Consider the following 21,877-nt stretch of genomic DNA (forward strand, 5'->3'; position numbering starts at 1 on the left):
CAACTTTAGCAGGATATTTCTAATTGGATAGAAATGCCGTAGACGCGCCAATTCCCTATCCACTATAGATATACAAATTTGTGCACCAGAGCGAATATTAAGTTTCTCAGATAAGTAATTGTTAGATAAGAGTTAAATTTATCCATTTCCTGTGCGTTGCTCACCACTATTTTTATCGAGAAAATAGCCCATACCGCGTTTAGTTTTAATCAGTGCTGATGAGAAAGGGTCATCAATTTTTTTGCGTAGACGACGCATATACACATCGACTACGTTGGTTAGGGGATCTTGATGGAGACCCCAAACATTAGCAAGAATCCGTTCTCGGCTAAAAATATGACCGGGTTTATGCATCAATAGCTCTAATATGGAGAGTTCTTTGGCGGTTAACTCAATGGCTTGCCCTGCCCGTGTTACGGCCATGGTTGATAAGCAGAGCGTTAAGTCTGCAATGTGTAGAGTGGGCATTGGCGCAGAGTCAGAATGTCGACGTTGCAGCGCATCTAGGCGAGCCAGTAACTCTTCAAAATGAAAAGGTTTTGCCAGATAATCATCCGCACCAATGCGTAGGCCCCGAACCCGTTCTTCAACTTCGCCCAGTGCAGAAAGCATCAAAATGCGCACATCAATACCGGCTTCACGTATTTGCTGACAAAGAGTTAATCCATCGGTGTGCGGAAGCATTCGATCTAAAATTAAAATATCGGGCTCGCCGCTTATGAGTGTTTCAAGTGCATATTGCCCATCATTCAGTCGTTGAATGTGGTGACCTTCTGCTTTGAGCCCTCGCTCAATAAAGTTGGCAATTCTGGCATCATCTTCAATTAAAAGAATTCTCATGATTCTTCCTCTTCCAGTTCAAAGGTAAGTGTAACGGTTGTGCCTTGAGCCAGTTGGCTTTGGAATGCGATGGTTCCGCGTTGCTGTTGCACAATGTTATAAGCCAGCGTTAAACCAATCCCCAAGCCATCAGGGCGATAGCGTTTGCCGTTTTCGGACCGAAAATAGCGTTGGAAAATCTGTGCGAGGTCCTCTTGGTCAATGCCAATACCGTGATCTTGCAATTGAAGATGAAATTGCTGGGGCTCAACTAGCAGAGTGAGCGTAATAGGCTGGTGATGTGGATCATAGCGCAATGCATTATCGACGATAATTCGCACGGTCATCAGTAGCTTATCTAAATCAGTATGAAAGATCCGAGCTTGCCAGTTTGCCTGTTGTGGGTGAAGGCATTCAAGTTGCACTTGATGCGCGTGAGTTAAAAGGGTGGCTTGTCTCGTCACCGACTGCCATAGACTCTCTAAGGTGATAGGGATAAGAGTCGGTTGGAACAGCTTTTCATCTTGACGGATAAGCAGCAATAAATCGTCGATCCGGTAGGAAAGGTGGGTTGCCGATTCATTGATACGCTGTAGCGTTTGTCGATACTCTTCATCACTATTTTGACGACTGCGAAGGGTAATTTGCGCTTCTCCTAAAATGGCCGTTGCGGGAGTACGCAATTCATGGCTAACGTTCGCAAAAAACTCTTTCTGCTGGCGTTTAGCTTGCTCCAATGTTTCGAGTGCATTGGCGAGTTCTTGGGTGCGTGCAGTAACTTCTCGCTCAATGAGTTGACGCGAAGCGATCTCTTTTTGCTGCGCATTTTCAAGGCTTTGTGCCATGTAATTAAAATGCTGCGCTAGGGTTCTGAGCTCACTTGGCCCGCTGACCGATACTCGATGGTTAAGATGGCCTTGTTCTAAAGCTGAAGTGCTTTTTAGCAGTTCCGCTAACGGTTTGGATAAGGTGCGCAGTAACCAGCCTCCTAGCAGCAAGCCAAAGACTACCCCTAGTAATGATAAGGTTACAATGACATTTTCTACATCAGATAATGATTTCATCGCTGCCGCTTCATAGCGTGCAGTACGTTGTTTCTGTAGAGAAATAGCTTGATTCAGCAGCTGGCGTAGGTCGGTGTTATCCACCTTATCAAAGGTGTCACTGAGTAAAAGCCAGCGATCATTATTGTCTGTGATTTTTGCGATTTCCCAGGATCGAAGCGCTGTTTTTAATCGTCCAAAGTTAGTTTCAAAGAGAGAAATGACTTTGATTTGCTGAGTGATCTCGGCAAAGTCTTGGTTGGTGATACCGTGTTGCTGTGCTTGCTCGGTTAGCAAATAGAGCTCGCTGAGCAAATCTTCAATCTTTGAAAAGCGCATGTCTCGTTTGAGCGTGCTGCCATCTTTCGTCAATAAATACTCGGCAAGCCAAATTTTCAACTGCTGTTTTTCCGTGCTCAACTGCATAAAGCTTTGCAAGATTTGATTGGAGATCTGCCCGCGCTGAATGTGCTCATTAGCGACGTTATTTGACCATAAAGCGGTGCCAGCTTGGGCTAAGATTAGGGTGAGTAACAGAGCCAGTACGAGAGATAATTGATAACGAAACATAATGATCGCCGCATAAATTCAATAGATGAGCAGAGTAAGCGATCCGTTGGTATTGGGTAAAGAATATTCATCTGAAGTTAATCTAAGCGCATGGTTTAGGTTCATCGAGAGACCGTAAATTACTCCCATCAACCACATTACTCCCATCAACTAGATAATTAGATAAGGTCTTCATCATGCAACGTACACATAAAAGAATTTCTATTTCAGCATTATTACTTTGCGGGTTGTTACCGCTGTCCGCTCAGGCTTCTAATTTATTGGTTAATAACAATATTAGCCATCAAGAGGTGCTTGATGCCCAGCAAGCTTGGGGAGAAGCGTTAATCAAGATAAGCCAGACTTATGAACAAAAAGGTCATGCTGAAGCGAAGAAATTGGCACAGCAAGTGTTAGACCAAGCGTATGGCTACCAACAAGGTGCGGTGCTTTTCAAACCTACGCTTGCCAGTGGGGATCAAACCTTTCGTACAAAAGCGGACGGAGCGCTATCGTATTTTGTCGGCAGTGATAAGCAATACCCACAAGATTCTGGCTTTGCACTAAAAGGTTGGAAGGAGTACAGCTTTGATAATGCAGCAGTCTATATCAACGGCGATGTAGCCCTAACCATGGGGCATGTTAAGCTCATCGACAATAAAGGAAAGCAAACCGTGGTGGATAAAAGCTGGGCATTTAAGAAAGATGAACAGGGCCAACTGCGAATTGTTCTGCACCATTCATCACTACCTTTTCAACCTTAATTGAGGGGAAAGCTTTTAGATGTGGGTGATGGTAATACACCCACATCGCAGACCTTTCTGTTGTGCCAGTTAAACGCCAGCACGCTTGAGCAGGCCAGCCATCAGTGGCGAGCTTGAACGAACCTGTTTTGATTTGTTCTGTAATGTTTTAGCCAGCGTCGGGTTATTGATGCTTTTGGCAATGTAGGCCATTGAATGATAGAAATCTCCTGCGGATTTCATTTTATTGGCGTCATTTAATGGCGCTAACAGTTGCACCATGGTTGTGCCACTCATTGCTTGTTGGGTGGCGTACTCTTGTACTGCATCGAGTAGAAGATCGAGATCGACCATCGCCTCGGCACTTTCCACACCATGTTTTTTCATCTCTTTGCGGTTACGTTTACGCATTTGCTTAATGACAAAGGCCGGTTTGTTGAGCTTTTTAAAAGCAAAGTAACCAAGAACGACTGCAAGCACGACACCGCCCGCCACATAACCCCAAATAGAACCGGAAGATTCAACAACAGGCTTTAGGGTTTCAACGGTATATTCAACGGTAGTGGGTGTATCAGACATTATTATTTCCTTAGAATGCAGCTTCAAAATCAGAAGCTATTAATTAATCTGGCAGGGGGAAAAGCGCCTTGCGATGAATCAAAGATCCATGAAAAGGAGAGCTTCTGCCTCACATTACTCTCTTTTTGGGGTGAGGAGGCAAGAAAGCAAGTCCATTTTAGGGATTATTAATGAGTTTGTTGATAATTGTGCGAGTTGGTCACACAAATTACGCCATTGCCTCTGTGTGTATGAGCTTAACGAGGTGATATAAAGATTGAAATGCACAGTCGTCATGAGGTTTAATGTTACGGTAACATTCAGTTGGAAAACAGAATAAAAATGAGCAGTATGCAACGTAAAACTAGGCCTACCCTGCAAGATATCGCAGACCGCGTGGGGGTGACGAAAATGACCGTTTCCCGTTTTCTACGCGACCCCAATTCGGTCGCATTGGCAACCCAAGAAAAAATTGCCGCAGTGATTGAAGAATTAGGTTATATACAAAATCGCGCCCCGGCGATGTTGTCGAAATCGTCAAGTAAGGCGATTGGTATTCTTCTGCCTTCCTTGTCAAACCAAGTGTTTGCCAATTTAGTTCAAGGGATTGAGTCGGTAACCAAAGCAAGAGGTTACGATACACTTATTGCTCACTTTGGTTATAACGTGCAAGAAGAGGAGGAGAAAATTGCCTCGTTGCTGTCGTATCAAGTCGATGGTCTTATTTTGACCGAAACGCACCACTCCGAACGTACCATTCAAATGCTAAAAGCGGCGGGTGTGCCAGTGGTTGAAACGATGGAGCTGCCAGACAAGCCGATCAATATGGCGGTGGGGTTGGATCACGAACAGGCCTCGTATCATGTGGTGACGCAGATGATTGATAGTGGCAAACAGCATATTGCCTATCTCGGTGCGCGTCTTGATACTCGAACGCAGTTGCGGATGAATGGCTATGATCGTGCAATGCAAGATGCAGGCTTAACCGCAGTTCATATCCTAACTCAAGAGCATTCAAGCTTTACTCTCGGCGGTGACTTACTCGAACAAGCCCTAGAAGAGAGGCCAGAGATCAACGGCATCTTCTGTACTAATGATGACATTGCAATTGGTGCCATGATGAAGTGTGCACATCGAGGGCTGAAGATTCCTCAAGATATTGCAATCGTGGGGTATAACGCGCTCGATATAGGTCAAGCGATTTCGCCAAAGCTAACCAGTGTAGAAACGCCTCGGTTTGAGATTGGCAAGAAAAGTGCTGAGCTATTATTGTCCGCATTGGCTGGTGAAGTGATTGAGCAGAAAGTGTTCGACTTAGGTTTTAGTGTCACCGATGGCGAGAGCCTGTAGTCAGCTTGTTATTCAGCCATTGAAGTGGTTGGGTTTGTCACTTCAATGGCTACATCAAACTCATGTTGTATCAATTAGGGTAGAGGAACGAAGCCCCTTGATTGGCGGCAGAGACATTATCTCGGCACACTTTAAACAGATCGCGCCCCCAAGTTTGCTGTGTGAGCTCAGTATCACAAGTGGCGATATCACGGCCTTCGGTTGGCGTTAAGTTCTCTAATCGGCCTGTCACCGCATCGACGCGGATCCTATCTCCCTCTTCAATAAGCGCAATTGCGCCGCCTCTTAATGCTTCCGGTGAGACGTGAATAGCCGCTGGAATTTTACCAGAAGCGCCGGACAAACGACCATCGGTTACTAACGCAACCTGATAGCCTGCTTTTTGTAAGTTGCCCAAAATCGGCATTAACTTATGCAGCTCAGGCATGCCATTGGCTGCTGGCCCATTGAAGCGGACTACAACCACGCAATCTTGATTGAGCTCGCCGCGTTGATACGCCTGCTCAACCTGATGTTGGCAAGCGAACACTTTGGCGGGCGCTTCAACAATGCGATGTTGCTCAGCCACGGCAGAGACTTTGATCACCGCTTGCCCAAGGTTACCCGATAACACTTTAATACCACCAGAGCGCTGAAATACCTTATCAGGCAGGGCGATTACTGAGGGGTTTTTAGTTTGAGTACAGGCTTGCCATTCTAATGTATGGCCCACTAATTGCGGTGATTTTAGCTGATCTGCAAATTCACCAAACACGGGTTTTACGTCGCTGTGAAGTAACTGCGCTTGATGCAGACGCGTCATCAACATGGGTACGCCGCCTGCGAGCTCAAATTCATTGATATCCGCCGAACCATTGGGGTAAACATTCACCACAAGAGGAACGACGTCAGACAGATCACTGATATCTTGCCAAGTCAGCACAATACCCGCCGCGCGAGCAACAGCCAGTAAATGAATGGTATGGTTTGAACTGCCACCAGAGGCGAGCAGAGCCACCAAGCCGTTGACCACACTTTTTTCGGTCACCACCTCATAAAGTGGACGGAAATGCGCCGTGCCATCGCTCATGGCGGCAAGGCGGATTGCGGCATGTTGCGTCAATGCATGGCGCAGTGGGGAAAAGGGAGCGACAAACGCTGACCCTGCCAGCATTAAACCCATCGCCTCAAACACTAATTGGTTGGTATTGGCGGTGCCGTAGAAAGTGCAAGTGCCCGGGGAGTGATACGAAGCGCACTCCATATTCAGCAGCGCGCTATCATCAACCAAACCTGCCGCGTGTTTTTGGCGAACATCGACCTTCTCATCATTAGTAATGCCAGTGGACATTGGCCCTGCGGGAATAAAAGCCGTTGGTAGGTGCGCAAACGCCAGCGCGCCCATCAGTTGTCCGGGCGCAATTTTATCGCAAATACCGAGCAGTAATGTGCCATCAAACATATTGTGGCTGAGTGAAAATGCCGTGGCTTGTGCAATCAAATCGCGTGAGAACAACGACATATCCATGCCCGCTTGGCCTTGCGTTACGCCATCACACATCGCCGGAACGCCGCCAGCAACTTGAGCCGTGTGGCCAAATGGGGCGAGCACTTTTTTGATTTGCTCAGGGTAATCTTTATACACTTGGTGCGCGCTAAGCATATCGTTGTATGCTGTGATAATGGCTAAGTTAGAACGCGTTAAATCGAGAATGTGCGCTTTTTCTTGAGAGCAAGAGGCGGCGACGGCGTGAGCCAAATTACCACAAGAAAGTGATGCTTTACCCTTGCCACTGTGCTGTTGTGCCTTGGCGCGGTTGAGAAACTCATCACGCAAAGTACGGCTACGCTGAATAATTCGTTCGGTGACGGCTGTGATGGTTGGGTTTAAGGCTGTACTCATGCTGACACCTTTTGACCATCTAAAGTGAGCTCGCGCAATGCCACTAGGGCGCGCTCTACAACCTCATCAATATCCGTATCGATATCAACGATAGCGACTTTCACTTCGTTGTCGGGGCGCTCTAACGTATTGAACTGGCTTTCCACCATGTTCTCTTTCATAAAGTGGCCTTTACGCGCTTGCATGCGCTTCATGATTAAATCAAAACTGCCATCGAGAAAGAGAAAGGTCACATTTTGGTTACAGTCACGGATTTGATCGCGGTAGGTTTTTTTCAACGCAGAGCAAACAATCACGCCGTGCTCATCTTTACTCTCTAAGCTAAAAGCCGCGTCACGGATGCGCTCTAACCAAGGTTTGCGATCGTCATCATTTAGCGGCTCTCCGCCTGCCATTTTGAGAATATTGGCTTTTGGATGAAGGTCGTCACCGTCGATGAATTTCGCCCCTAATTTCTGGGCCAGTTTCGCGCCTACAGTGCTTTTTCCGCAGGCGCATACGCCCATTACAATAATGCTACTACCAGTCATACGGACTCCTTGAGTGGTATTCTGAGCTGGATCTCATTTTTTAAATTCACTTGGAAATATGACTTTATCTTATCCATGTTATCGGTAACATGTTACCCGTAACTTAGAGATTTGTGAACTGAAACACAAACAAAACAATACGTGATATAAGGTGAAGAACATGGAATTGATGACTCAAAGCAGTAACCCTGCTTACCTATTAGCAATCGCGGGATGTGCGATTGCAGCACTACTGATTTTAATCATGAAGTTGAAGATACACGCCTTCGCTTCATTAACCTTAGTCAGCCTCGGCACTGCAATTGCCACCGGCGTTGCTGCGGAAAAAGTGGTCCCAACTATGATGTCTGGTTTTGGTGGAACCCTAGCGTCTGTTGCTTTGCTGGTCGGTTTAGGTGCGATGATCGGCAAAATTTTAGAAGTGACGGGCGGTGCTAAAGTGCTGGCCGATACCTTGATAGGCCGCTTTGGTGAAGAAAAAGCGCCGTTTGCACTGGGTATTGCTTCATTACTGTTTGGTTTTCCCATCTTCTTTGATGCGGGATTGATCGTGATGATGCCGATCATCTTTAGTGTAGCGAAGCGCTTTGGTGGCTCACCATTGAAATACGCGCTGCCTTCAGCCGGTGCTTTTGCCGTGATGCATGCTTTTGTGCCGCCTCATCCTGGGCCGGTTGCGGCTTCAGATCTTTTAGGTGCTGATCTTGGTCTGTTGCTGATTGTTGGTATCTTGGTCGCGATTCCTACTTGGTATTTTGGCGCTTACCTCTTTGGCCTGTATGCGGGTAAGAAATTTGATATTCCACTCTCCAAAGCGTTTTTTAATACCGAGCAAATTATTGATGAAAATAAATTGCCAAAATTTGCCACGGTATTAGCAATTTTAGTGATGCCTGTGCTGCTCATTTTTATGGATACAGGTCTTAATACTCTTGCGGTAGCAGGCGTGATTAACGGTAAAGCGCCATTGGTTGAATTCTTACGCATGTTGGGTAAAACCCCGGTGGCCCTGTTGCTGACTCTGCTAACTTGTTTACTGGTGTTTGCCAAAGATTTTGGAATGAACAAGCTGGAAAAACTGTGCAGTGACTCGTTAGCGCCTATCTGTGCGGTAATTCTTGTGACAGGTGCGGGCGGCATGTTTGGTGGTGTGTTGCGCGCCAGTGGCATTGGCCAAGCATTGGCTGACGTGTTATCCGATACAGGCATGCCTATCATAGTCGCGGCGTTTGTTATCGCAACTTGCTTACGTGTGGCGCAAGGCTCTGCCACCGTGGCACTAACCACCACCGCCGCTTTGATTGCGCCAATTGTGGCACAAACCACGGGTTTGAGTGAGTTGGATTTATGTTTTATCGTGATTGCGATTGCTGGTGGTGCAACGGTACTATCTCACTTTAATGACTCAGGCTTCTGGCTGGTTTCTCGCTTGATGGAAATGGATGAGAAAACCACACTCAAAACTTGGACTGTGATGGAAACACTGCTTGGTAGCATCGCGTTTGTGATTGTCGCTGTCCTAAGCTTCTTATTATAAAAAGCGTTTTACTATAAGGTTATGAAATGAAAACTCTTGAACAACGATTGAAAGAAATCAAAATCGTCCCTGTGATTGCGATTAATGATGCTAGCCAAGCGGTCCCTTTGGCCAAAGTATTGGTTGAAAATGGGTTGCCATGCGCGGAAGTGACCTTTAGAACAGAAGCGGCTGCAGAATCGATTCGTTTGATGCGTGCCGCCTACCCAGAGATGCTGATTGGCGCAGGGACAGTACTGACCACGGCACAAGTAGACCAAGCCATTGAAGCGGGCGTGGATTTTGTAGTCAGCCCCGGTTTTAACCCAACCACGGTGAGATATTGCCAACAGCGTCATGTGGCAATTGTTCCGGGCGTCAACAACCCAAGTTTGGTTGAGCAAGCGATGGAAATGGGTTTGCGCACATTGAAATTCTTCCCAGCCGAGCCTTCAGGTGGCGTGGCGATGCTCAAAGCATTGACGGCCGTTTATCCGGTCAATTTCATGCCAACAGGTGGCGTTAGCCCAAGTAACGTTCAAGATTATTTGTCGATTAAATCCGTAGTGGCGTGTGGCGGTACGTGGATGGTACCGACTGATCTGATGGATAAAGGTGATTGGCAGGGAATTGCGGAATTGGTGAAAGCGCTATAACCCTTTCTATTTTCTTTAAGAACAACGGCTTGCTTCGGTAAGCCGTCTTCTCCTTTTATGCGCACCTCCGACCATTAACGATAAAAGTAATCGAGAGTAACGCGCGATCAGAAATCTCGTTACAATCGTTCTCCTACTCATTTCACGATAAGCCAAGCTATGTACGCAAACCGACGCGCAGAATTAATTTTAGTCATCACGACCTTATTGGCCGCTGCGGGCTGGGTGTTTTCCAAACAAGCCATTCAAGGCCTGCCGCCTTTTGGCTTTATTGGCGTGCGTTTTCTTTTAGCGTCGCTGTGCCTACTGCCATTTTGTCTTAAAGCGCTGCGCCAAGCTTCACTGCACGATTGTTTAAAATCGATGAGTGTGGGCGTGTTGCTAGGTGGCTCGATTTTTTGCTGGATACACGCGATTTCCATTAGCGATACGCTAGGAGAGGGCGCATTCATCATGAGCCTCTCTATGCTGTTTGTTCCGTTATTAGCATGGCCGCTGTTTGGCACTAAACCGGCGCGCGCATTTTGGTTGTCGCTACCCATTGCACTGATTGGGCTTTTTTTACTGTCGTGGAACGGGGAGTGGGTTGTTGCGACCAGCCAGCTGTGGTTTATGGCTGCTGCTTTTAGCTTGGCATTGCATTTTAACTTTAACAGCCGTTTTTCGGCTAATCTGCCGCCGATGTTGCTCACTACATTACAACTGTTTGTTGGCGGCTGCCTTGGGGTATTACTCTCTTTACTGTTTGAGTCATGGCCAGATCAAATAAGTTTGATGACATGGAAGTGGCTTGCTCTGAGCGTATTACTCGCCACCAGTTTGCGGTATTTGATGCAAACTGTAGGTCAAAAGCACGCCAACCCCACCAATGCGGCGATATTAATGCTGCTTGAGCCAATCTGGACACTGGTTCTGAGCGTGCTGATTTATGATGAATCGATGCCAGCGAATAAGATTTTCGGCTGCGGCTTGCTGCTCTGTTCGCTTCTCTTCTATCGAATGGGCCATTTTCGTCATCGCTGAAATCATCGCAAATCTTTCAAAACGGTTTTGCTGCATAGTTTCTAGAGCCAAGGTGTGGGTTGGGCTGTAGTCATTGAATGCCTCTTTATCACAATGTGGTGCTATTGTGCATCGTCTAAAGGTTGACAAATATGCTTTTTGGCAGCTTACCAACAGGGTTGTTGATAAAGGTTTGCGCTTTGTTTTCAATGAAGTGAACGTATTTTAGATTATCGCTTAAAGCAGATGAGTATTTTTGCTTTATCTACAGAGAAAGAGAAAATCTTTTATGACGTAAAAAAGCCCGATAAGAAGCAGTGTACTTATCGGGCTGAGGTACCAATTAGTGTACCGAAGAGGTGTCAACCGCGTATTTGGGTTTGGGAGCCAGCCAAATAAAGCAAGCCGCGAGTATAAAAATGGTCGCAATCGTCATAAAGAGCTGGTTAGTTGCCACCATTACACTTTGCTTTTGTACGATCCAATCAATCGCATTACGCACTTGATCTAAGCTCATTCCACTAGATTGCATGGTTTGGGTCGCCACACCATGTTGGTCGGTGAGCCCCGACAATTCAGAGTGGACATAGCGGGTATTTCGTTCCCACGCGGTATTGATCATCGAAGTGGCAAATGCACCGGACAATGTCCGAATGAAGTTCATTAAGCCTGCCGCCGATTCCATCTCACTCTCTTTGACACTCCCTAAGGCAATGGCCGTGAGCGGTACAAAGAACAACGGCATACCAATCCCTTGGAAGAAAATGGGCCAACTGACTTGGCTAAACGTCATATCTAAGTTGGCGTAACTTCGGATGAAAGTCCATAAACCCAACCACAACACACCACAAAAGACAAACGGACGAGGATCATATTTGCTCGATAAGTTGGCGATCAATGGCGCAAGAAAGACCGCTAATATCCCCATCACGGCTGTTGCGTAGCCCGATATTGTGGCTGTGTAACCCATGTAAATTTGTAACCACAAAGGCGTGATAACAGAGATGGAAAAGAACGCGCCAAAGGCTAATGAAAGTGTGACCATACTGGTGCTGTAGCCTCGATGGCGGAACACCTTCAGCGCGACAATTGGGTTACGTTCGGTCAACTCCCAAATGAGGAAAGAGACGAAGCTAATTGCGGCCACAACCGCTAAAGCCACGATGCGTGTTGATTCAAACCAATCATGGTCCTTACCTTCATCGAGCATAATTTGCAGCGCACCGACCCAAATAACCAAGAGGATTATGCCAATAACATCAACGGGTGTTTTACTGGTTTTAGTTTCAAATTTACGCAAAATGCGCCAGCAAACGATCCCAGCAATAATGGCAAATGGCACTTTGCAAAAAAAGATGTAAGGCCAACTAAGTTGGTCACACAACACTCCTCCCAATATTGGGCCCATGATCGGAGCCACTAAGGTTGTCATACTCCAAATACCAATGGCCACATGACCTTTGTTTTTCGGGAAGATACGCATCATCAGTGTTTGCGACAGAGGCATCAATGGCCCGCCAGCTAAACCGAGAAAGACCCGAAACATCACTAAGGTCGACATGTTGGTGGCAAATCCGCACAACAGTGAAAAAATGCCAAACAAGATAAAGCAGGTAACAAACACTCTGATTGCGCCAAAACGAGAGGCTAACCAACCCGTTAAAGGCACTGAAATCGCTTCTGCTACCGCATAAGAGGTAATGACATACGTTCCTTGGCTGGTGGAAGTGCCAAGGCTACCCGCAATACTTGAAACCGAAACGTTCGCAATAGTGGTGTCTAAGATGGCTAAAAAATTAGCCATCGCAAGGCACAAGGTTCCAAAAAAGAGGGCACTACCAGTCAGTGGCTTGATGCCTTCGGATGCTTGAGTCATCTTGACACCTTAACCTTGATCGCCGCGAATATCGTAGCGAGCACGAGTGAGGTAACTCACGTCTTCTTGTGACAAAGTATCGATAGTCACTGTCATTGAGAGGCCAACTTGCAGTGGGTGGTCATGCAGATCGCGAGGATCTAACTCGATACGAACGGGGAGGCGTTGCACGACTTTTATCCAGTTGCCAGTGGCATTTTGAGCTGGGATCATCGAAAATGCAGAGCCCGTACCACCAGAAATTCCCGTAACTAAACCGTGATAGCGGACATCATCACCATGCAGATCTGATGTCACAGTGACGGTTTGGCCAATCTGCAAATCACGCAGTTCACCTTCTTTGAAATTGGCATCAACATGGATCTGGTCGATAGGAACAATGGTGAGCAGTGGAGCGCCAACGGGCACTTTTCTACCCACTTGAACTTGACGCTTTGCCACAACACCAGCAATGGGCGCATGGATGACGGTACGGGCTAAATCGACTTGTGCTTGCTGATAACGCGCGTTAGCGAGTAGAACTTCGGGGTTGGTTTCCACCGATGTGCCTTGGATCAACGCCGCGTTGGCTTTTTGGTTACCAATGGTCGAAAGCCGAGTCGCTACCGATTGATTCGCCGCGGCCTTCGCTGCATTTAAATTGGCTTGGGCTTGAGTAAAAGACGTTTGGGCGTTCGAGAGTTCTTCACCAGACACTGAGCCTGATTTTACTAGGTCTTGACGGCGAGATAAGTCCAATTTAGCACGTTCAAAATTAGCTTGTGCTACGGCTAATTGGGCTTTAGTCCGGTTTTCATCGGCCATGCGCGCTCGCACTAGGGCATTCAAACCTTCATCATTGGCAATGTAACTTTCGACTCGGCGTTTTGCCAAAGCCAGATCTGCCTCTGCTTGTATCAGCGCTAAACGTGCGTCGGTGTCGTCAAGCGTTACTAGCACATCCCCTGCATTTACCCATTGGGTGTCCACTACGTCAACTCGGGTCACAATCCCGCTGACGGCTGGTGTCACTTCTGCAATTTCTACTGAGGCATAAGCATTGTCGGTAGTGACATAGCGTGAGGCAATGAAATACCAATAAGCAGTGCAACCAAGGGCTGCGATAAGGATAACAATGGCTAAGGCGGCAAAACCTGTAATTCGATTACGGCGCGCTTGATGCGCGTGATCAGATGGTGCGTGTGTCGTGTTCATGAATAGACCTATGGAAATTAAAGTGGGGTAGAGTGGTAACCACCACCCAAAGCATGGATAAGTGCGACATCTAAACTAAAAGAGCGTGATTCCAAATTGACCAAGGCTTGTTGGCTGTTGATCAATGCATTTTCGGCTGTCAGGACATCAAGGTAAGTTGATAAGCCGCCACTGTAGCGATGGCGAGAGGTTTGGTAAGCCACGCTGGCGGCATCAACCGCTTCTTGCATTTTAGCGATACGTGCACTGAGTTTTTGGTTGCTGGTGATGGCGTTGGCGACTTCTTGCAGTGCTTGGATCAGTGTGGCGTTGTACAAGGCGACGGCTTCTTCATAGTGTGATTCTGCAACGGTCAATTGGCCTTCAAGGCGTCCACCCGAAAACAGAGGAAGATAAATCGCGGCACCAACATTGCCGGCATCATTGCCACTGTTGAATAAGCTGTTTAACCCAAATGATTGGTAGCCGATAAACGCAGACAATTTGATGTCGGGATAAAATTGTGCTTTGGCATAGTCGATGCGATTCGCCGCCGCCTGAGCATGCCAACGTGCGATGGAAATATCAGCGCGGTGGCCGAGTAATCCTAGCGCTAAGTCATCGGGAATACCGATCGCGGTTGAGAATACCAAAGCAGGTCTTGATAGTGACAATCCACGGTCTGGTCCGCTACCAAGTAACGCCGCAAGCGCATTTTTTTGTAGCGCAATTGCTTCTTGAATACTCAGTAGATCGGCTTCGACTAAAGCGGCGGTTGAACGTGCTTGGCTGACGGCCACTTGTGTTTCAAGACCATTGTCATAACGTTTTGTCAGTAGATCTAACGTGTGATGTTTGATGTCTAGTGCTGCAGCTGCGGTGTCTTGATTGGCGTATAAACGCGCAAGCTCAATGTAGTGATTAACCACGGAAGTGGAGAGAATCAGCGCTGCGGCTCTTTGCTGTGCTTGAGCGGCCGCATAATCGAACTGAGCGGATTCAATGAGCGCCTTATTTTTGCCCCAAAAATCAAAATCGTAAGAAAAATCTAAGCCGACAGATCCATAATCATTCCAATTTTCTGGGGGCATATACGCTTGGTAGGCGTAGCTGACTTTGGTTTCAGACGCAGAAGCAGCCATACCCACATTGGGTTTATTCAACGCACCCGCTTGCTGCGCCATACCTTGCGCATATTTCAAGCGTGCTTGTGCTACTTGCATATTAGGTGAACTGCGCAAGGCTTCATTTACTAATGCATTGAGTTGTGCGTCGTCATAGCGTTGCCACCAGTGATCGTTTGGCCAGTCAATCGCATTTAGCTCATTTAGCGCCTGTGCATATTGAAAGTGTGTTGCTAAATCTTGAGAAGGATCAGCAAGATAAGAGGGAGCAGAACAGGCTGAGAGTAAAACGATATGAAGTATCGAGAACACTCGCAGATGAATAGGCCGCCCTCCAAGGGTGAAGTGGGCACGGCGATGAATTTTCAATGTATCTTCCTTATAACTGAACTGTACGGTACAGTTATATACTTGACAAGGTTTCGCTGTCAAGGGAAAATCAAAAGCTACAAATTAGAAAGTAGTGGTAGTTATGCGAGTTAAAAGTGAAGAACGTCGACAGGCTATTATCGATGTGGCAAGAGAAGAATTTATAAAGCAAGGATTTACCCGAACCTCTATGTCTGGTATAGCGAAAACCGTCGGTGGTTCAAAAGCGACGCTGTATAACTATTTCAGCTCTAAAGAGGAAATTTTCCTTGCCGTGATGGAATCTACCGCTGCCGAGCTGCGAGCGACTGCGTTCCAAACGTTATCGACAAATAAACCACTCAAAGAGACATTGACCACATTTGGTTACCACTATCTCAAGTCCATTTTGTCGGCTGATCTCACCGCAATTCGCAAAATGGCCCTTTCAGAAGCAGAACATTCAGATGTTGGACGTTATTTTTATCACAATGGCCCACGTAAAGGATGGCTAGAAGTGAGTCACTTTCTGCGCTCTTACATCGAACAAGGGAAATTGCGTGAATGTGATGAGTGGATAGCGGCAAGACAACTGAAAGTGCTGCTTGAAGCTGAGCTGTTAGAGCCGTATGAACTTGGTGTTATTGCAGCACCAAGCAAAAATGAAATTGAAGCGGTTGTTACGCGGGCTGTTGACACTTTCGTGTTGATTTACGCTAACTGCTAATTAGGATCATCGAGTTCCTCCACCTTTTAGATAGGGGGAGGCTAGCAGAGGGGATTGCCGTGTACATAAAACTTATTGAAGTTATTGAACAAACATCCACCCTAACCCTCCCCTCGAAGGAGAGGGAGCTGGCATTGTGTGCATTGATAGTGTGGAGAATATGATTATTGGGGCTGATAAATTATTTTGGGGAATTGACATTGAGCGAGTAAAGCCGCCAATCAATCTAAACCAATATCTCGTTTCATATGTTCGCTAAGCTCACTCGTATTTCGTACATTGATTTTACTTTTGTAGTGGCTAGTTCTCATCTCATCACCAAATAATTTAACAAACACTTTTGTATAAAACAGGATAATGTTATTCATTAAGTTAGGAAAAATTCCGTATTGAAAGATGTTTTTTCTTAAGTTTTGTTTTTCTGGCTTCATTTTTTAATACCTCTATATTTTTAGGTTACATTTTTAATGTGATAAATACAGTTTTATATTTATTATTTGTTTTTGTGGGATTGAACCATAAGTAATGATGGCTAAATTAATGATAAGTAAGGTCATTTAATTTAAATCTATTAAATATTTACCTAAGACATACATTCTTATTACTTTAATGATGGGTTTTAAATTTTATTTATATTGGTTTTCCTTAGTATCCTAAACTTGTATTAAGGTAATAGCCTGTCATTGTTTCATCAAAAAGGTTAAATATCACTTTCATCCTTCGACGAAAGCTAGTTATACTAAGTGAGCATTTAAAAGACAACGTGACTCAGAGTTGCAAAAAGGTAACAATCATGGAATTGATGAATAATGACCTAATCTGCTTTGCGGCAATTTGTAAGCACCTTTCCTTGACGGAAGCTTCAAAGGAACTTGGTAAATCTAAAGCTCAAGTCAGCCGTCAACTAGCGACTTTAGAGAAACAGATCGGGGTTACGCTCGTTCACAGAACAACAAGAAAACTCGTTCTTACTGATCATGGTGAAAGTATCAAAGAACTTGCCATCGAAGCTTTAGAGAATCTAAAAGAATTGAATTACAGAGCAAAATCACTTAGTGACTGTATTAGTGGTAAATTTAAAATAACAATGCCCAACTCTATAGCATCTTCTATTTTTGGTGATATTCTTAAAGGCCTTCAAGAACGCTATCCTGCCGTTAACTTTGAGATATCATCAAGTAACAATGTTGAGAGTTTATTAGAAAGCAATGTGGATATAGCGATTAGGCTTAATAACGTTGTTGATGATACGTTGATTGCACATAAAATCGGAAATTATAATGATATATTAATATCGAGAATCGATAACACTAAAAATAATACGCTACTTATCTATAAAAAACATTCGAGTAAAGAGTTAATAAAGAAGGATTACAGTGATGTCATTGAAGTTGACAATACGTCTATTCTAATGAATTTTGTTTCTAGAGGCGTAGGTGTGGGTGTTATTCCAAATTATCTCATGAAAGGTAGCTACATAAACAACATCCATGTTATCGAAACTTTCGATACGGAAAGATCGATCTATATTGCCTACCCTTACCAAAATCCACTCCCGAGAAAGCTGGCCGAAATATCAGCTTTGATTAGAGCAGAACTGGATAGTATTTTGAATAAACCATCCTTTTAGTTAGGCTGATCTTTCGGGAGAAAATATATCGTTAATTTCCATTAACAGAATGTGTATGAGTATTAACTTTGAGTGATAGTGGCAAAACCAAGTCAGTTGTTGTGTTGGCTGAATTGGTTCGTATTCTGGGCAGCTTAGCGCTCATCAATAATATTGACGAAGGGAAACGTTGAGCGCAGACTCTGCTCGTTTGTGAGTTCAGTTCGTGTTTGCTTATTTTGGAGTTCGTCTTAATGTTCACCCTTCCTCCCGTCGTGATGACTATTGGGCTTTTGTTGATCAGCAACGTATTTATGACCTTTGCTTGGTACGCTCACTTAAAAGATCTCAGCCACAAACCGTGGATTATTGCAGCGTTAGTCAGTTGGGGAATTGCCCTGTTTGAATATCTCTTCCAAGTACCTGCTAACCGGATTGGCTATACGGTATTAAACCTTGGCCAATTGAAAATATTGCAAGAAGTGATCACCTTATCGGTGTTTGTGCCTTTTGCATTGATCTACATGAAAGAGCCTTTCAGGCTTGATTTTGTGTGGGCAGGGCTCTGTTTGCTTGGCGCGGTGTTTTTTATTTTCAGACCGCAAATCCTCGAAGTACTTGCGAAAAGTATTGGTTGATTGCTGGCGAGTATTTGGCAGGCGACCAATATTTAAGAGGTAAATGCCGGATAAATAAACTCGTAAAAAAAGCCGTTGTGTGGGCAACGGCTTTTTATGTGATTATTCGCTGAATTTCTTAAAAATAATCGAGGTGTTGATGCCACCAAAAGCAAAGTTATTGCTCATTAGATATTGCACATCCAGCTCACGCCCTGTGCCTGTAATGTAATCAAGATCGCCACATTGCGGGTCGATGTTATCTAGATTAAGGGTTGGATTAAACCAACCGCTGCGCATCATTTCTAAACCTAACCAAGCTTCAACCGCGCCACATGCGCCCAATGTGTGACCAAAATAACTTTTCAACGAGCTGATCGGCACTTTACCCAACGCGTTTGCGGTGGCGTGACTTTCGGCTATGTCACCCCGGTCGGTCGCCGTGCCGTGAGCCGAAACATAGTCAATTTTATCTGCACTTAACTTGGCATCACGCAGCGCCATCTCCATGCAGATTTGCATGGTGTCCATTTGTGGTTGAGTGACATGGGCGGCATCGCAGTTGCTGGCAAAACCGATTATTTCTGCGTGAATGACGGCACCGCGTGCGATGGCGTGTTCATACTCTTCAAGCACTAAAGTTCCTGCACCTTCACCAATCACTAAGCCATCACGCTGAGTATCATACGGGCGTGGGGTGGTTTTTGGCTGGTCGTTTTTGAGGCTAGTGGCAAATAAGGTATCAAATACGGCCGATTCGGTAGGGCAGAGCTCTTCACCACCGCCCGCCACCATTACGGTTTGGTAGCCGTGCTTGATCGCTTCGTACGCGTAACCGATGGCTTGGCTACCAGACGTGCAGGCGCTACTGGTTGGAATGACGCGGCCTTTGAGCCCGAAAAATAGACCTACGTTCACCGCGGCAGTGTGAGGCATCATCTGCACATAAGTGGTGGCGGTAATGGCTCGAGTGGTTTTTTCGTTGAGCATGACACCAAACGCACCGATGGCATCGGTACTGCCTGTTGATGAACCATAAGCGATACCGGTTTGGCCGTTCGTCAGCACTTCATGACCAATTAAGCCCGCCTGTAGCAGCGCATTTTCGGTGGCAACGGTCGCCAGTTGTGACACGCGGCCCATACCTCGTACTTGCTTACGTTTGTAGTGGCTAGGTAGTGTAAAGCCCATTATTGGCGCGGCGAGTTTAGTGTTTAAACCCTCGTACTGCTCATAGGAGGGCATATATTGAGTGGCATTTTCACAAGCTCTGAGTTTTGGCTCAATACTGGACCAGTCATTACCAAAAGCAGTCACGCCGGACATGCCTGTAACGACAACGCGGCGGGTCATACTAAGCCTCCATTAACCGAGATAACTTGGCGAGTGACATAAGCAGCAATATCAGACATTAAATAGCTCACAAGACCTGCGACTTCTTCGGGTTCACCCATGCGGCGTAAAGGAACTTGTGGCAGTGCGTGCTCTTTGACGTGCTCATCCACCATGCCTGTATCGATTAAACCCGGAGCAACGCAGTTGACGGTGATTTTGCGCTTAGCCAGTTCAAGCGCGAGCGATTTGGTCGCGCCAATCACGCCAGCTTTAGCGGCGCTGTAATTGGTTTGGCCCCGGTTGCCTGTGATGCCCGACACCGATGCTAAAGTCACAATGCGCCCACCTTGGCGTTTTTGCACCATTGGCATCACACAAGGGTGGAGGACGTTATAAAAGCTGTCTAAATTGGTGTGAATTACACCATCCCATTCTTGTTCTGTCATGGCGGGAAACGCCGTGTCACGAGTAATGCCCGCGTTATTGACCACGCCGTAATAAGCGCCATGTAGAGCAATATCGGCTTCTAATACTTCGCGACACTGAGCTCGGTTGCTGATGTCAAATTGAATCAGTCGGCCTGAACCACCGTTTTGCTCGATGGTCGCTAGTGTTTGCAGGGCACCTTGCTGGTCGCCCATGTAATGGACGGCAATGGCAAAACCATCTTTGGCGAGCGCAATCGCAATCGCTTTGCCTATGCCTTTACTCGCACCAGTCACTAATACGTGTCGGGTCATGCTTGACTCCTCATTTTCATTTCTTCTAATTTTTGTTCTGATGGCACATACACATTTAATTGGCATTCGGCCAAAAGCTGGTGTTGGTGCTCGATTCTTGCCTTAAACACGGCCATGCCATTGTCTTGCATTAGCTGTTCAGCGTAGATATCGAGCGTTTGCCCTGTCAGGAATGCATCGCACAGTGCTCGATAACGGCGACTGCCGAGCAGAAAGCCAATCGGCGGTTGAATGCCTTGGACAAGTGAGTGATACCCAGACCACGCGGCAATGGCTTGTGCCATAAACTCGATACCGACATAGGCCGGTATGCTTTGTGTCGCTGGGTCAAAAAACAGGTGGTGCGATTCAATATCCACTTGGCAGTGGATAGATTCGCTCTGTACCTCAAGCGCGCGGTCAATCAAAATCATCGGCGCTTGATGAGGCAGCAGTTGATCAATTGCAGGAAGCTTTGTCATTAACGTAACCAAAAATGAGGCTAATATTGTTGCCACCAAAAGCAAAGGAGTTGCTTAAAATGGCCTTGTTTTCTAAATATTGGGTGGTTTCCACTAGCGTAATATCAATGTCTGGCGCTTTGTTAGCACAGCGCTGAATGGGCAAAGGCAATTGGTATTGCAGTATGTGCCAAGCAATGGCGGCTTCGGTTGCACTGGCCGCGCCGAGCGTGTGTCCAGTGAGTGGTTTGGTTGAACTCACCGCAACGTGCTGGCCAAAAACGCGGAAAATCGCTTTACTTTCCATGCTGTCATTGAGCGGTGTTGCGGTGCCGTGAGCGTTGATATAGCCGATATCACTGGCGGTTAATTTGGCATCTTGCAGCGCGTTACGCATTGCCTGTTCTGCACCGTTTCCATCTGGGTGGGGCGCAGAAATATGGTGTGCATCGGAACTGTCGCCTGCGCCCAATAGCGCAATGGCGTGAGCGTGTTGCTGAGATGGCGTTTTACCCAGCAGCATAAAAGCGGCAGATTCACCAATGTTGATGCCATCTCGCTGTGCATCAAACGGTTTACACAAACGTTGAGACAATGCCTCTAAACCGTTAAAACCATTGAGTGTTAAGCGGCACAAAGTGTCGGCACCACCGACAATCACCGCATCAACTAACCCAGCATTAAGCATTCTTTTGGCGGTGATAAAGACGCGGCCACTGGACGAACAGGCGGTCGAAATTGCGTAGCAGGGGCCGCTTATTGCAAAATAGCGAGCGATAAAATCACTGCAATTGCCTAATTCCTGTTTGTAGTAGTGGTAGTCGCTTGGGAATTTGCCCTGCTCTAACTTGTGGGCGAGTGCGATTTCGCCATCAGCAATGCCGGACGTGCTCGTGCCAACCACCACTGCGATGCGATCTGCGCCATAAGTGGCAATCGCGTGGCGGACGCTTGGTTCGATTTGTTGCAGTGCCGATAAAGCCAGTTGGTTGTTGCGCGTATTGAACGCACTTAAATGCGCTGGGATTTCTGGTAGCGGTTCACTCACTCGGCCTACGATGGTTGCGGTGCCAGTATTGAGCGACGTGTCGTCAGCCACCATGTTGTCACAATAGCCCTGCGCTAAACTTTGGTGAATGTGCGACGAGTCACTCCCCATCGCGCAGTGAAAACCGCAGTCTTGGACATAAATAGGTGAGCGAGAATCAATAGGAGAAGTCGTGGATGAGTTCATGATAGC

At 46.4% G+C, this 21,877-nt stretch carries 21 protein-coding genes; 8 read left to right on the plus strand and 13 right to left on the minus strand.

Annotated elements, in window-relative coordinates:
- Window positions 1-138: 138 nt before the first annotated feature.
- Together AACQ75_RS12320 and AACQ75_RS12325 are read right to left on the minus strand one after the other, a co-directional pair.
- Complete coding sequence (locus AACQ75_RS12320; RefSeq protein WP_013856461.1) at window positions 139-840, minus strand: response regulator transcription factor; 702 nt, start codon at window positions 838-840, stop codon at window positions 139-141.
- Window positions 837-2,432 carry a sensor histidine kinase gene (locus AACQ75_RS12325; protein WP_088721200.1) on the minus strand — a complete coding sequence of 532 codons (1,596 nt, stop codon included), beginning with the start codon at window positions 2,430-2,432 and terminating at the stop codon, window positions 837-839. The genes AACQ75_RS12320 and AACQ75_RS12325 overlap by 4 nt, the downstream gene beginning before the upstream one ends.
- A 176-nt stretch (window positions 2,433-2,608) precedes the next feature.
- Between AACQ75_RS12325 and AACQ75_RS12330 the strand changes: the two genes are divergently transcribed.
- On the plus strand, window positions 2,609-3,175 hold the full coding sequence (locus AACQ75_RS12330; protein ID WP_088728990.1) for a phosphoribosyl-AMP cyclohydrolase: 567 nt from the start codon (window positions 2,609-2,611) through the stop codon (window positions 3,173-3,175).
- Between the two features lie 69 nt (window positions 3,176-3,244).
- Here AACQ75_RS12330 and AACQ75_RS12335 read toward each other — a convergent pair whose 3' ends face one another.
- Window positions 3,245-3,733, minus strand: coding sequence for a hypothetical protein (locus tag AACQ75_RS12335; RefSeq protein WP_010319103.1), 489 nt, complete (start codon window positions 3,731-3,733; stop codon window positions 3,245-3,247).
- A 321-nt stretch (window positions 3,734-4,054) separates the two neighbouring features.
- On the opposite strand from AACQ75_RS12335, the gene AACQ75_RS12340 reads away from it, so the two are divergent.
- A complete protein-coding gene (locus AACQ75_RS12340; RefSeq protein ID WP_026027817.1) occupies window positions 4,055-5,062 on the plus strand; it encodes a substrate-binding domain-containing protein in 1,008 nt (335 codons plus the stop codon).
- Window positions 5,063-5,132: 70 nt separating this feature from the next.
- Here AACQ75_RS12340 and edd read toward each other — a convergent pair whose 3' ends face one another.
- Both edd and AACQ75_RS12350 read right to left on the minus strand, forming a co-directional pair.
- Complete coding sequence (edd, locus tag AACQ75_RS12345) at window positions 5,133-6,944, minus strand: phosphogluconate dehydratase (protein ID WP_094145484.1); 1,812 nt, start codon at window positions 6,942-6,944, stop codon at window positions 5,133-5,135.
- Window positions 6,941-7,474, minus strand: a complete 534-nt coding sequence (locus tag AACQ75_RS12350) for a gluconokinase (RefSeq protein WP_170888731.1) — start codon at window positions 7,472-7,474, stop codon at window positions 6,941-6,943. Before AACQ75_RS12350 ends, edd begins: the two co-directional genes overlap by 4 nt.
- Window positions 7,475-7,634: 160 nt before the next feature.
- Between AACQ75_RS12350 and AACQ75_RS12355 the strand changes: the two genes are divergently transcribed.
- From AACQ75_RS12355 to AACQ75_RS12365, 3 genes are all read left to right on the plus strand, one after another.
- Window positions 7,635-9,011 carry a GntP family permease gene (locus AACQ75_RS12355; RefSeq protein WP_170888732.1) on the plus strand — a complete coding sequence of 459 codons (1,377 nt, stop codon included), beginning with the start codon at window positions 7,635-7,637 and terminating at the stop codon, window positions 9,009-9,011.
- Between the two features lie 26 nt (window positions 9,012-9,037).
- Window positions 9,038-9,646: a bifunctional 4-hydroxy-2-oxoglutarate aldolase/2-dehydro-3-deoxy-phosphogluconate aldolase gene (locus AACQ75_RS12360; RefSeq protein ID WP_017047051.1), complete on the plus strand. Its 609-nt coding sequence runs from the start codon at window positions 9,038-9,040 to the stop codon at window positions 9,644-9,646.
- Between the two features lie 159 nt (window positions 9,647-9,805).
- Entirely contained in the window at window positions 9,806-10,669 is an 864-nt protein-coding gene (locus tag AACQ75_RS12365) for a DMT family transporter (protein ID WP_017045125.1), read from the plus strand.
- Between the two features lie 322 nt (window positions 10,670-10,991).
- Here the strand turns inward: AACQ75_RS12365 and AACQ75_RS12370 are convergent, their stop codons facing one another.
- Genes AACQ75_RS12370 through AACQ75_RS12380 form a run of 3 tightly spaced genes read right to left on the minus strand, consistent with a single transcriptional unit; the run spans window position 10,992 to window position 15,184 of the window.
- On the minus strand, window positions 10,992-12,524 hold the full coding sequence (locus AACQ75_RS12370) for a DHA2 family efflux MFS transporter permease subunit (RefSeq protein ID WP_017045128.1): 1,533 nt from the start codon (window positions 12,522-12,524) through the stop codon (window positions 10,992-10,994).
- Window positions 12,525-12,533: 9 nt separating this feature from the next.
- Window positions 12,534-13,718, minus strand: a complete 1,185-nt coding sequence (locus AACQ75_RS12375; RefSeq protein WP_094125463.1) for an HlyD family secretion protein — start codon at window positions 13,716-13,718, stop codon at window positions 12,534-12,536.
- A gap of 17 nt (window positions 13,719-13,735) precedes the next feature.
- On the minus strand, window positions 13,736-15,184 hold the full coding sequence (locus tag AACQ75_RS12380; protein WP_170888801.1) for an efflux transporter outer membrane subunit: 1,449 nt from the start codon (window positions 15,182-15,184) through the stop codon (window positions 13,736-13,738).
- A 109-nt stretch (window positions 15,185-15,293) separates the two neighbouring features.
- Here AACQ75_RS12380 and AACQ75_RS12385 point away from each other — a divergent pair, with 109 nt between their 5' ends.
- On the plus strand, window positions 15,294-15,896 hold the full coding sequence (locus tag AACQ75_RS12385) for a TetR/AcrR family transcriptional regulator (RefSeq protein WP_026028911.1): 603 nt from the start codon (window positions 15,294-15,296) through the stop codon (window positions 15,894-15,896).
- A gap of 221 nt (window positions 15,897-16,117) precedes the next feature.
- Here AACQ75_RS12385 and AACQ75_RS12390 read toward each other — a convergent pair whose 3' ends face one another.
- Window positions 16,118-16,327: a hypothetical protein gene (locus AACQ75_RS12390; RefSeq protein WP_017045132.1), complete on the minus strand. Its 210-nt coding sequence runs from the start codon at window positions 16,325-16,327 to the stop codon at window positions 16,118-16,120.
- Between the two features lie 362 nt (window positions 16,328-16,689).
- Here AACQ75_RS12390 and AACQ75_RS12395 point away from each other — a divergent pair, with 362 nt between their 5' ends.
- Window positions 16,690-17,526 carry a LysR family transcriptional regulator gene (locus tag AACQ75_RS12395; RefSeq protein ID WP_170888733.1) on the plus strand — a complete coding sequence of 279 codons (837 nt, stop codon included), beginning with the start codon at window positions 16,690-16,692 and terminating at the stop codon, window positions 17,524-17,526.
- Between the two features lie 233 nt (window positions 17,527-17,759).
- Window positions 17,760-18,143: a DMT family protein gene (locus AACQ75_RS12400; RefSeq protein WP_017045134.1), complete on the plus strand. Its 384-nt coding sequence runs from the start codon at window positions 17,760-17,762 to the stop codon at window positions 18,141-18,143.
- 102 nt (window positions 18,144-18,245) lie between these two features.
- Here the strand turns inward: AACQ75_RS12400 and AACQ75_RS12405 are convergent, their stop codons facing one another.
- From AACQ75_RS12405 to AACQ75_RS12420, 4 genes are read right to left on the minus strand one after another with little or no spacing between them, the layout of a single operon-like run.
- Window positions 18,246-19,475 (minus strand): beta-ketoacyl-ACP synthase, encoded by a 1,230-nt coding sequence (locus tag AACQ75_RS12405; RefSeq protein WP_170888734.1) that lies wholly within the window; start codon window positions 19,473-19,475, stop codon window positions 18,246-18,248.
- Complete coding sequence (locus AACQ75_RS12410) at window positions 19,472-20,197, minus strand: 3-ketoacyl-ACP reductase FabG2 (RefSeq protein ID WP_017045136.1); 726 nt, start codon at window positions 20,195-20,197, stop codon at window positions 19,472-19,474. Before AACQ75_RS12410 ends, AACQ75_RS12405 begins: the two co-directional genes overlap by 4 nt.
- Window positions 20,194-20,658: a hotdog family protein gene (locus AACQ75_RS12415; protein WP_170888735.1), complete on the minus strand. Its 465-nt coding sequence runs from the start codon at window positions 20,656-20,658 to the stop codon at window positions 20,194-20,196. The genes AACQ75_RS12410 and AACQ75_RS12415 overlap by 4 nt, the downstream gene beginning before the upstream one ends.
- Window positions 20,636-21,871, minus strand: coding sequence for a beta-ketoacyl-[acyl-carrier-protein] synthase family protein (locus tag AACQ75_RS12420; RefSeq protein WP_170888736.1), 1,236 nt, complete (start codon window positions 21,869-21,871; stop codon window positions 20,636-20,638). Before AACQ75_RS12420 ends, AACQ75_RS12415 begins: the two co-directional genes overlap by 23 nt.
- Window positions 21,872-21,877: the final 6 nt, after the last annotated feature.

It is taken from the genome of Vibrio sp. B1-2, assembly GCF_963888445.1.
Taxonomy (GTDB): Bacteria; Pseudomonadota; Gammaproteobacteria; order Enterobacterales; family Vibrionaceae; genus Vibrio; species Vibrio anguillarum.

Coding starts and splice junctions, on each gene's coding strand:
- AACQ75_RS12370 (WP_017045128.1), bottom strand. CDS start 12,524: ATGACTCAAGCATCCGAAGGCATCAAGCCACTGACTGGTAGTGCCCTC.
- AACQ75_RS12385 (WP_026028911.1), top strand. CDS start 15,294: ATGCGAGTTAAAAGTGAAGAACGTCGACAGGCTATTATCGATGTGGCA.
- AACQ75_RS12400 (WP_017045134.1), top strand. CDS start 17,760: ATGTTCACCCTTCCTCCCGTCGTGATGACTATTGGGCTTTTGTTGATC.
- AACQ75_RS12330 (WP_088728990.1), top strand. CDS start 2,609: ATGCAACGTACACATAAAAGAATTTCTATTTCAGCATTATTACTTTGC.
- AACQ75_RS12395 (WP_170888733.1), top strand. CDS start 16,690: ATGGAATTGATGAATAATGACCTAATCTGCTTTGCGGCAATTTGTAAG.
- AACQ75_RS12360 (WP_017047051.1), top strand. CDS start 9,038: ATGAAAACTCTTGAACAACGATTGAAAGAAATCAAAATCGTCCCTGTG.
- AACQ75_RS12365 (WP_017045125.1), top strand. CDS start 9,806: ATGTACGCAAACCGACGCGCAGAATTAATTTTAGTCATCACGACCTTA.
- AACQ75_RS12375 (WP_094125463.1), bottom strand. CDS start 13,718: ATGAACACGACACACGCACCATCTGATCACGCGCATCAAGCGCGCCGT.
- AACQ75_RS12410 (WP_017045136.1), bottom strand. CDS start 20,197: ATGACCCGACACGTATTAGTGACTGGTGCGAGTAAAGGCATAGGCAAA.
- AACQ75_RS12350 (WP_170888731.1), bottom strand. CDS start 7,474: ATGACTGGTAGTAGCATTATTGTAATGGGCGTATGCGCCTGCGGAAAA.
- AACQ75_RS12325 (WP_088721200.1), bottom strand. CDS start 2,432: ATGTTTCGTTATCAATTATCTCTCGTACTGGCTCTGTTACTCACCCTA.
- AACQ75_RS12405 (WP_170888734.1), bottom strand. CDS start 19,475: ATGACCCGCCGCGTTGTCGTTACAGGCATGTCCGGCGTGACTGCTTTT.
- AACQ75_RS12355 (WP_170888732.1), top strand. CDS start 7,635: ATGGAATTGATGACTCAAAGCAGTAACCCTGCTTACCTATTAGCAATC.
- AACQ75_RS12340 (WP_026027817.1), top strand. CDS start 4,055: ATGAGCAGTATGCAACGTAAAACTAGGCCTACCCTGCAAGATATCGCA.
- AACQ75_RS12420 (WP_170888736.1), bottom strand. CDS start 21,871: ATGAACTCATCCACGACTTCTCCTATTGATTCTCGCTCACCTATTTAT.
- AACQ75_RS12415 (WP_170888735.1), bottom strand. CDS start 20,658: ATGACAAAGCTTCCTGCAATTGATCAACTGCTGCCTCATCAAGCGCCG.
- AACQ75_RS12390 (WP_017045132.1), bottom strand. CDS start 16,327: ATGAAGCCAGAAAAACAAAACTTAAGAAAAAACATCTTTCAATACGGA.
- AACQ75_RS12320 (WP_013856461.1), bottom strand. CDS start 840: ATGAGAATTCTTTTAATTGAAGATGATGCCAGAATTGCCAACTTTATT.
- edd (WP_094145484.1), bottom strand. CDS start 6,944: ATGAGTACAGCCTTAAACCCAACCATCACAGCCGTCACCGAACGAATT.
- AACQ75_RS12335 (WP_010319103.1), bottom strand. CDS start 3,733: ATGTCTGATACACCCACTACCGTTGAATATACCGTTGAAACCCTAAAG.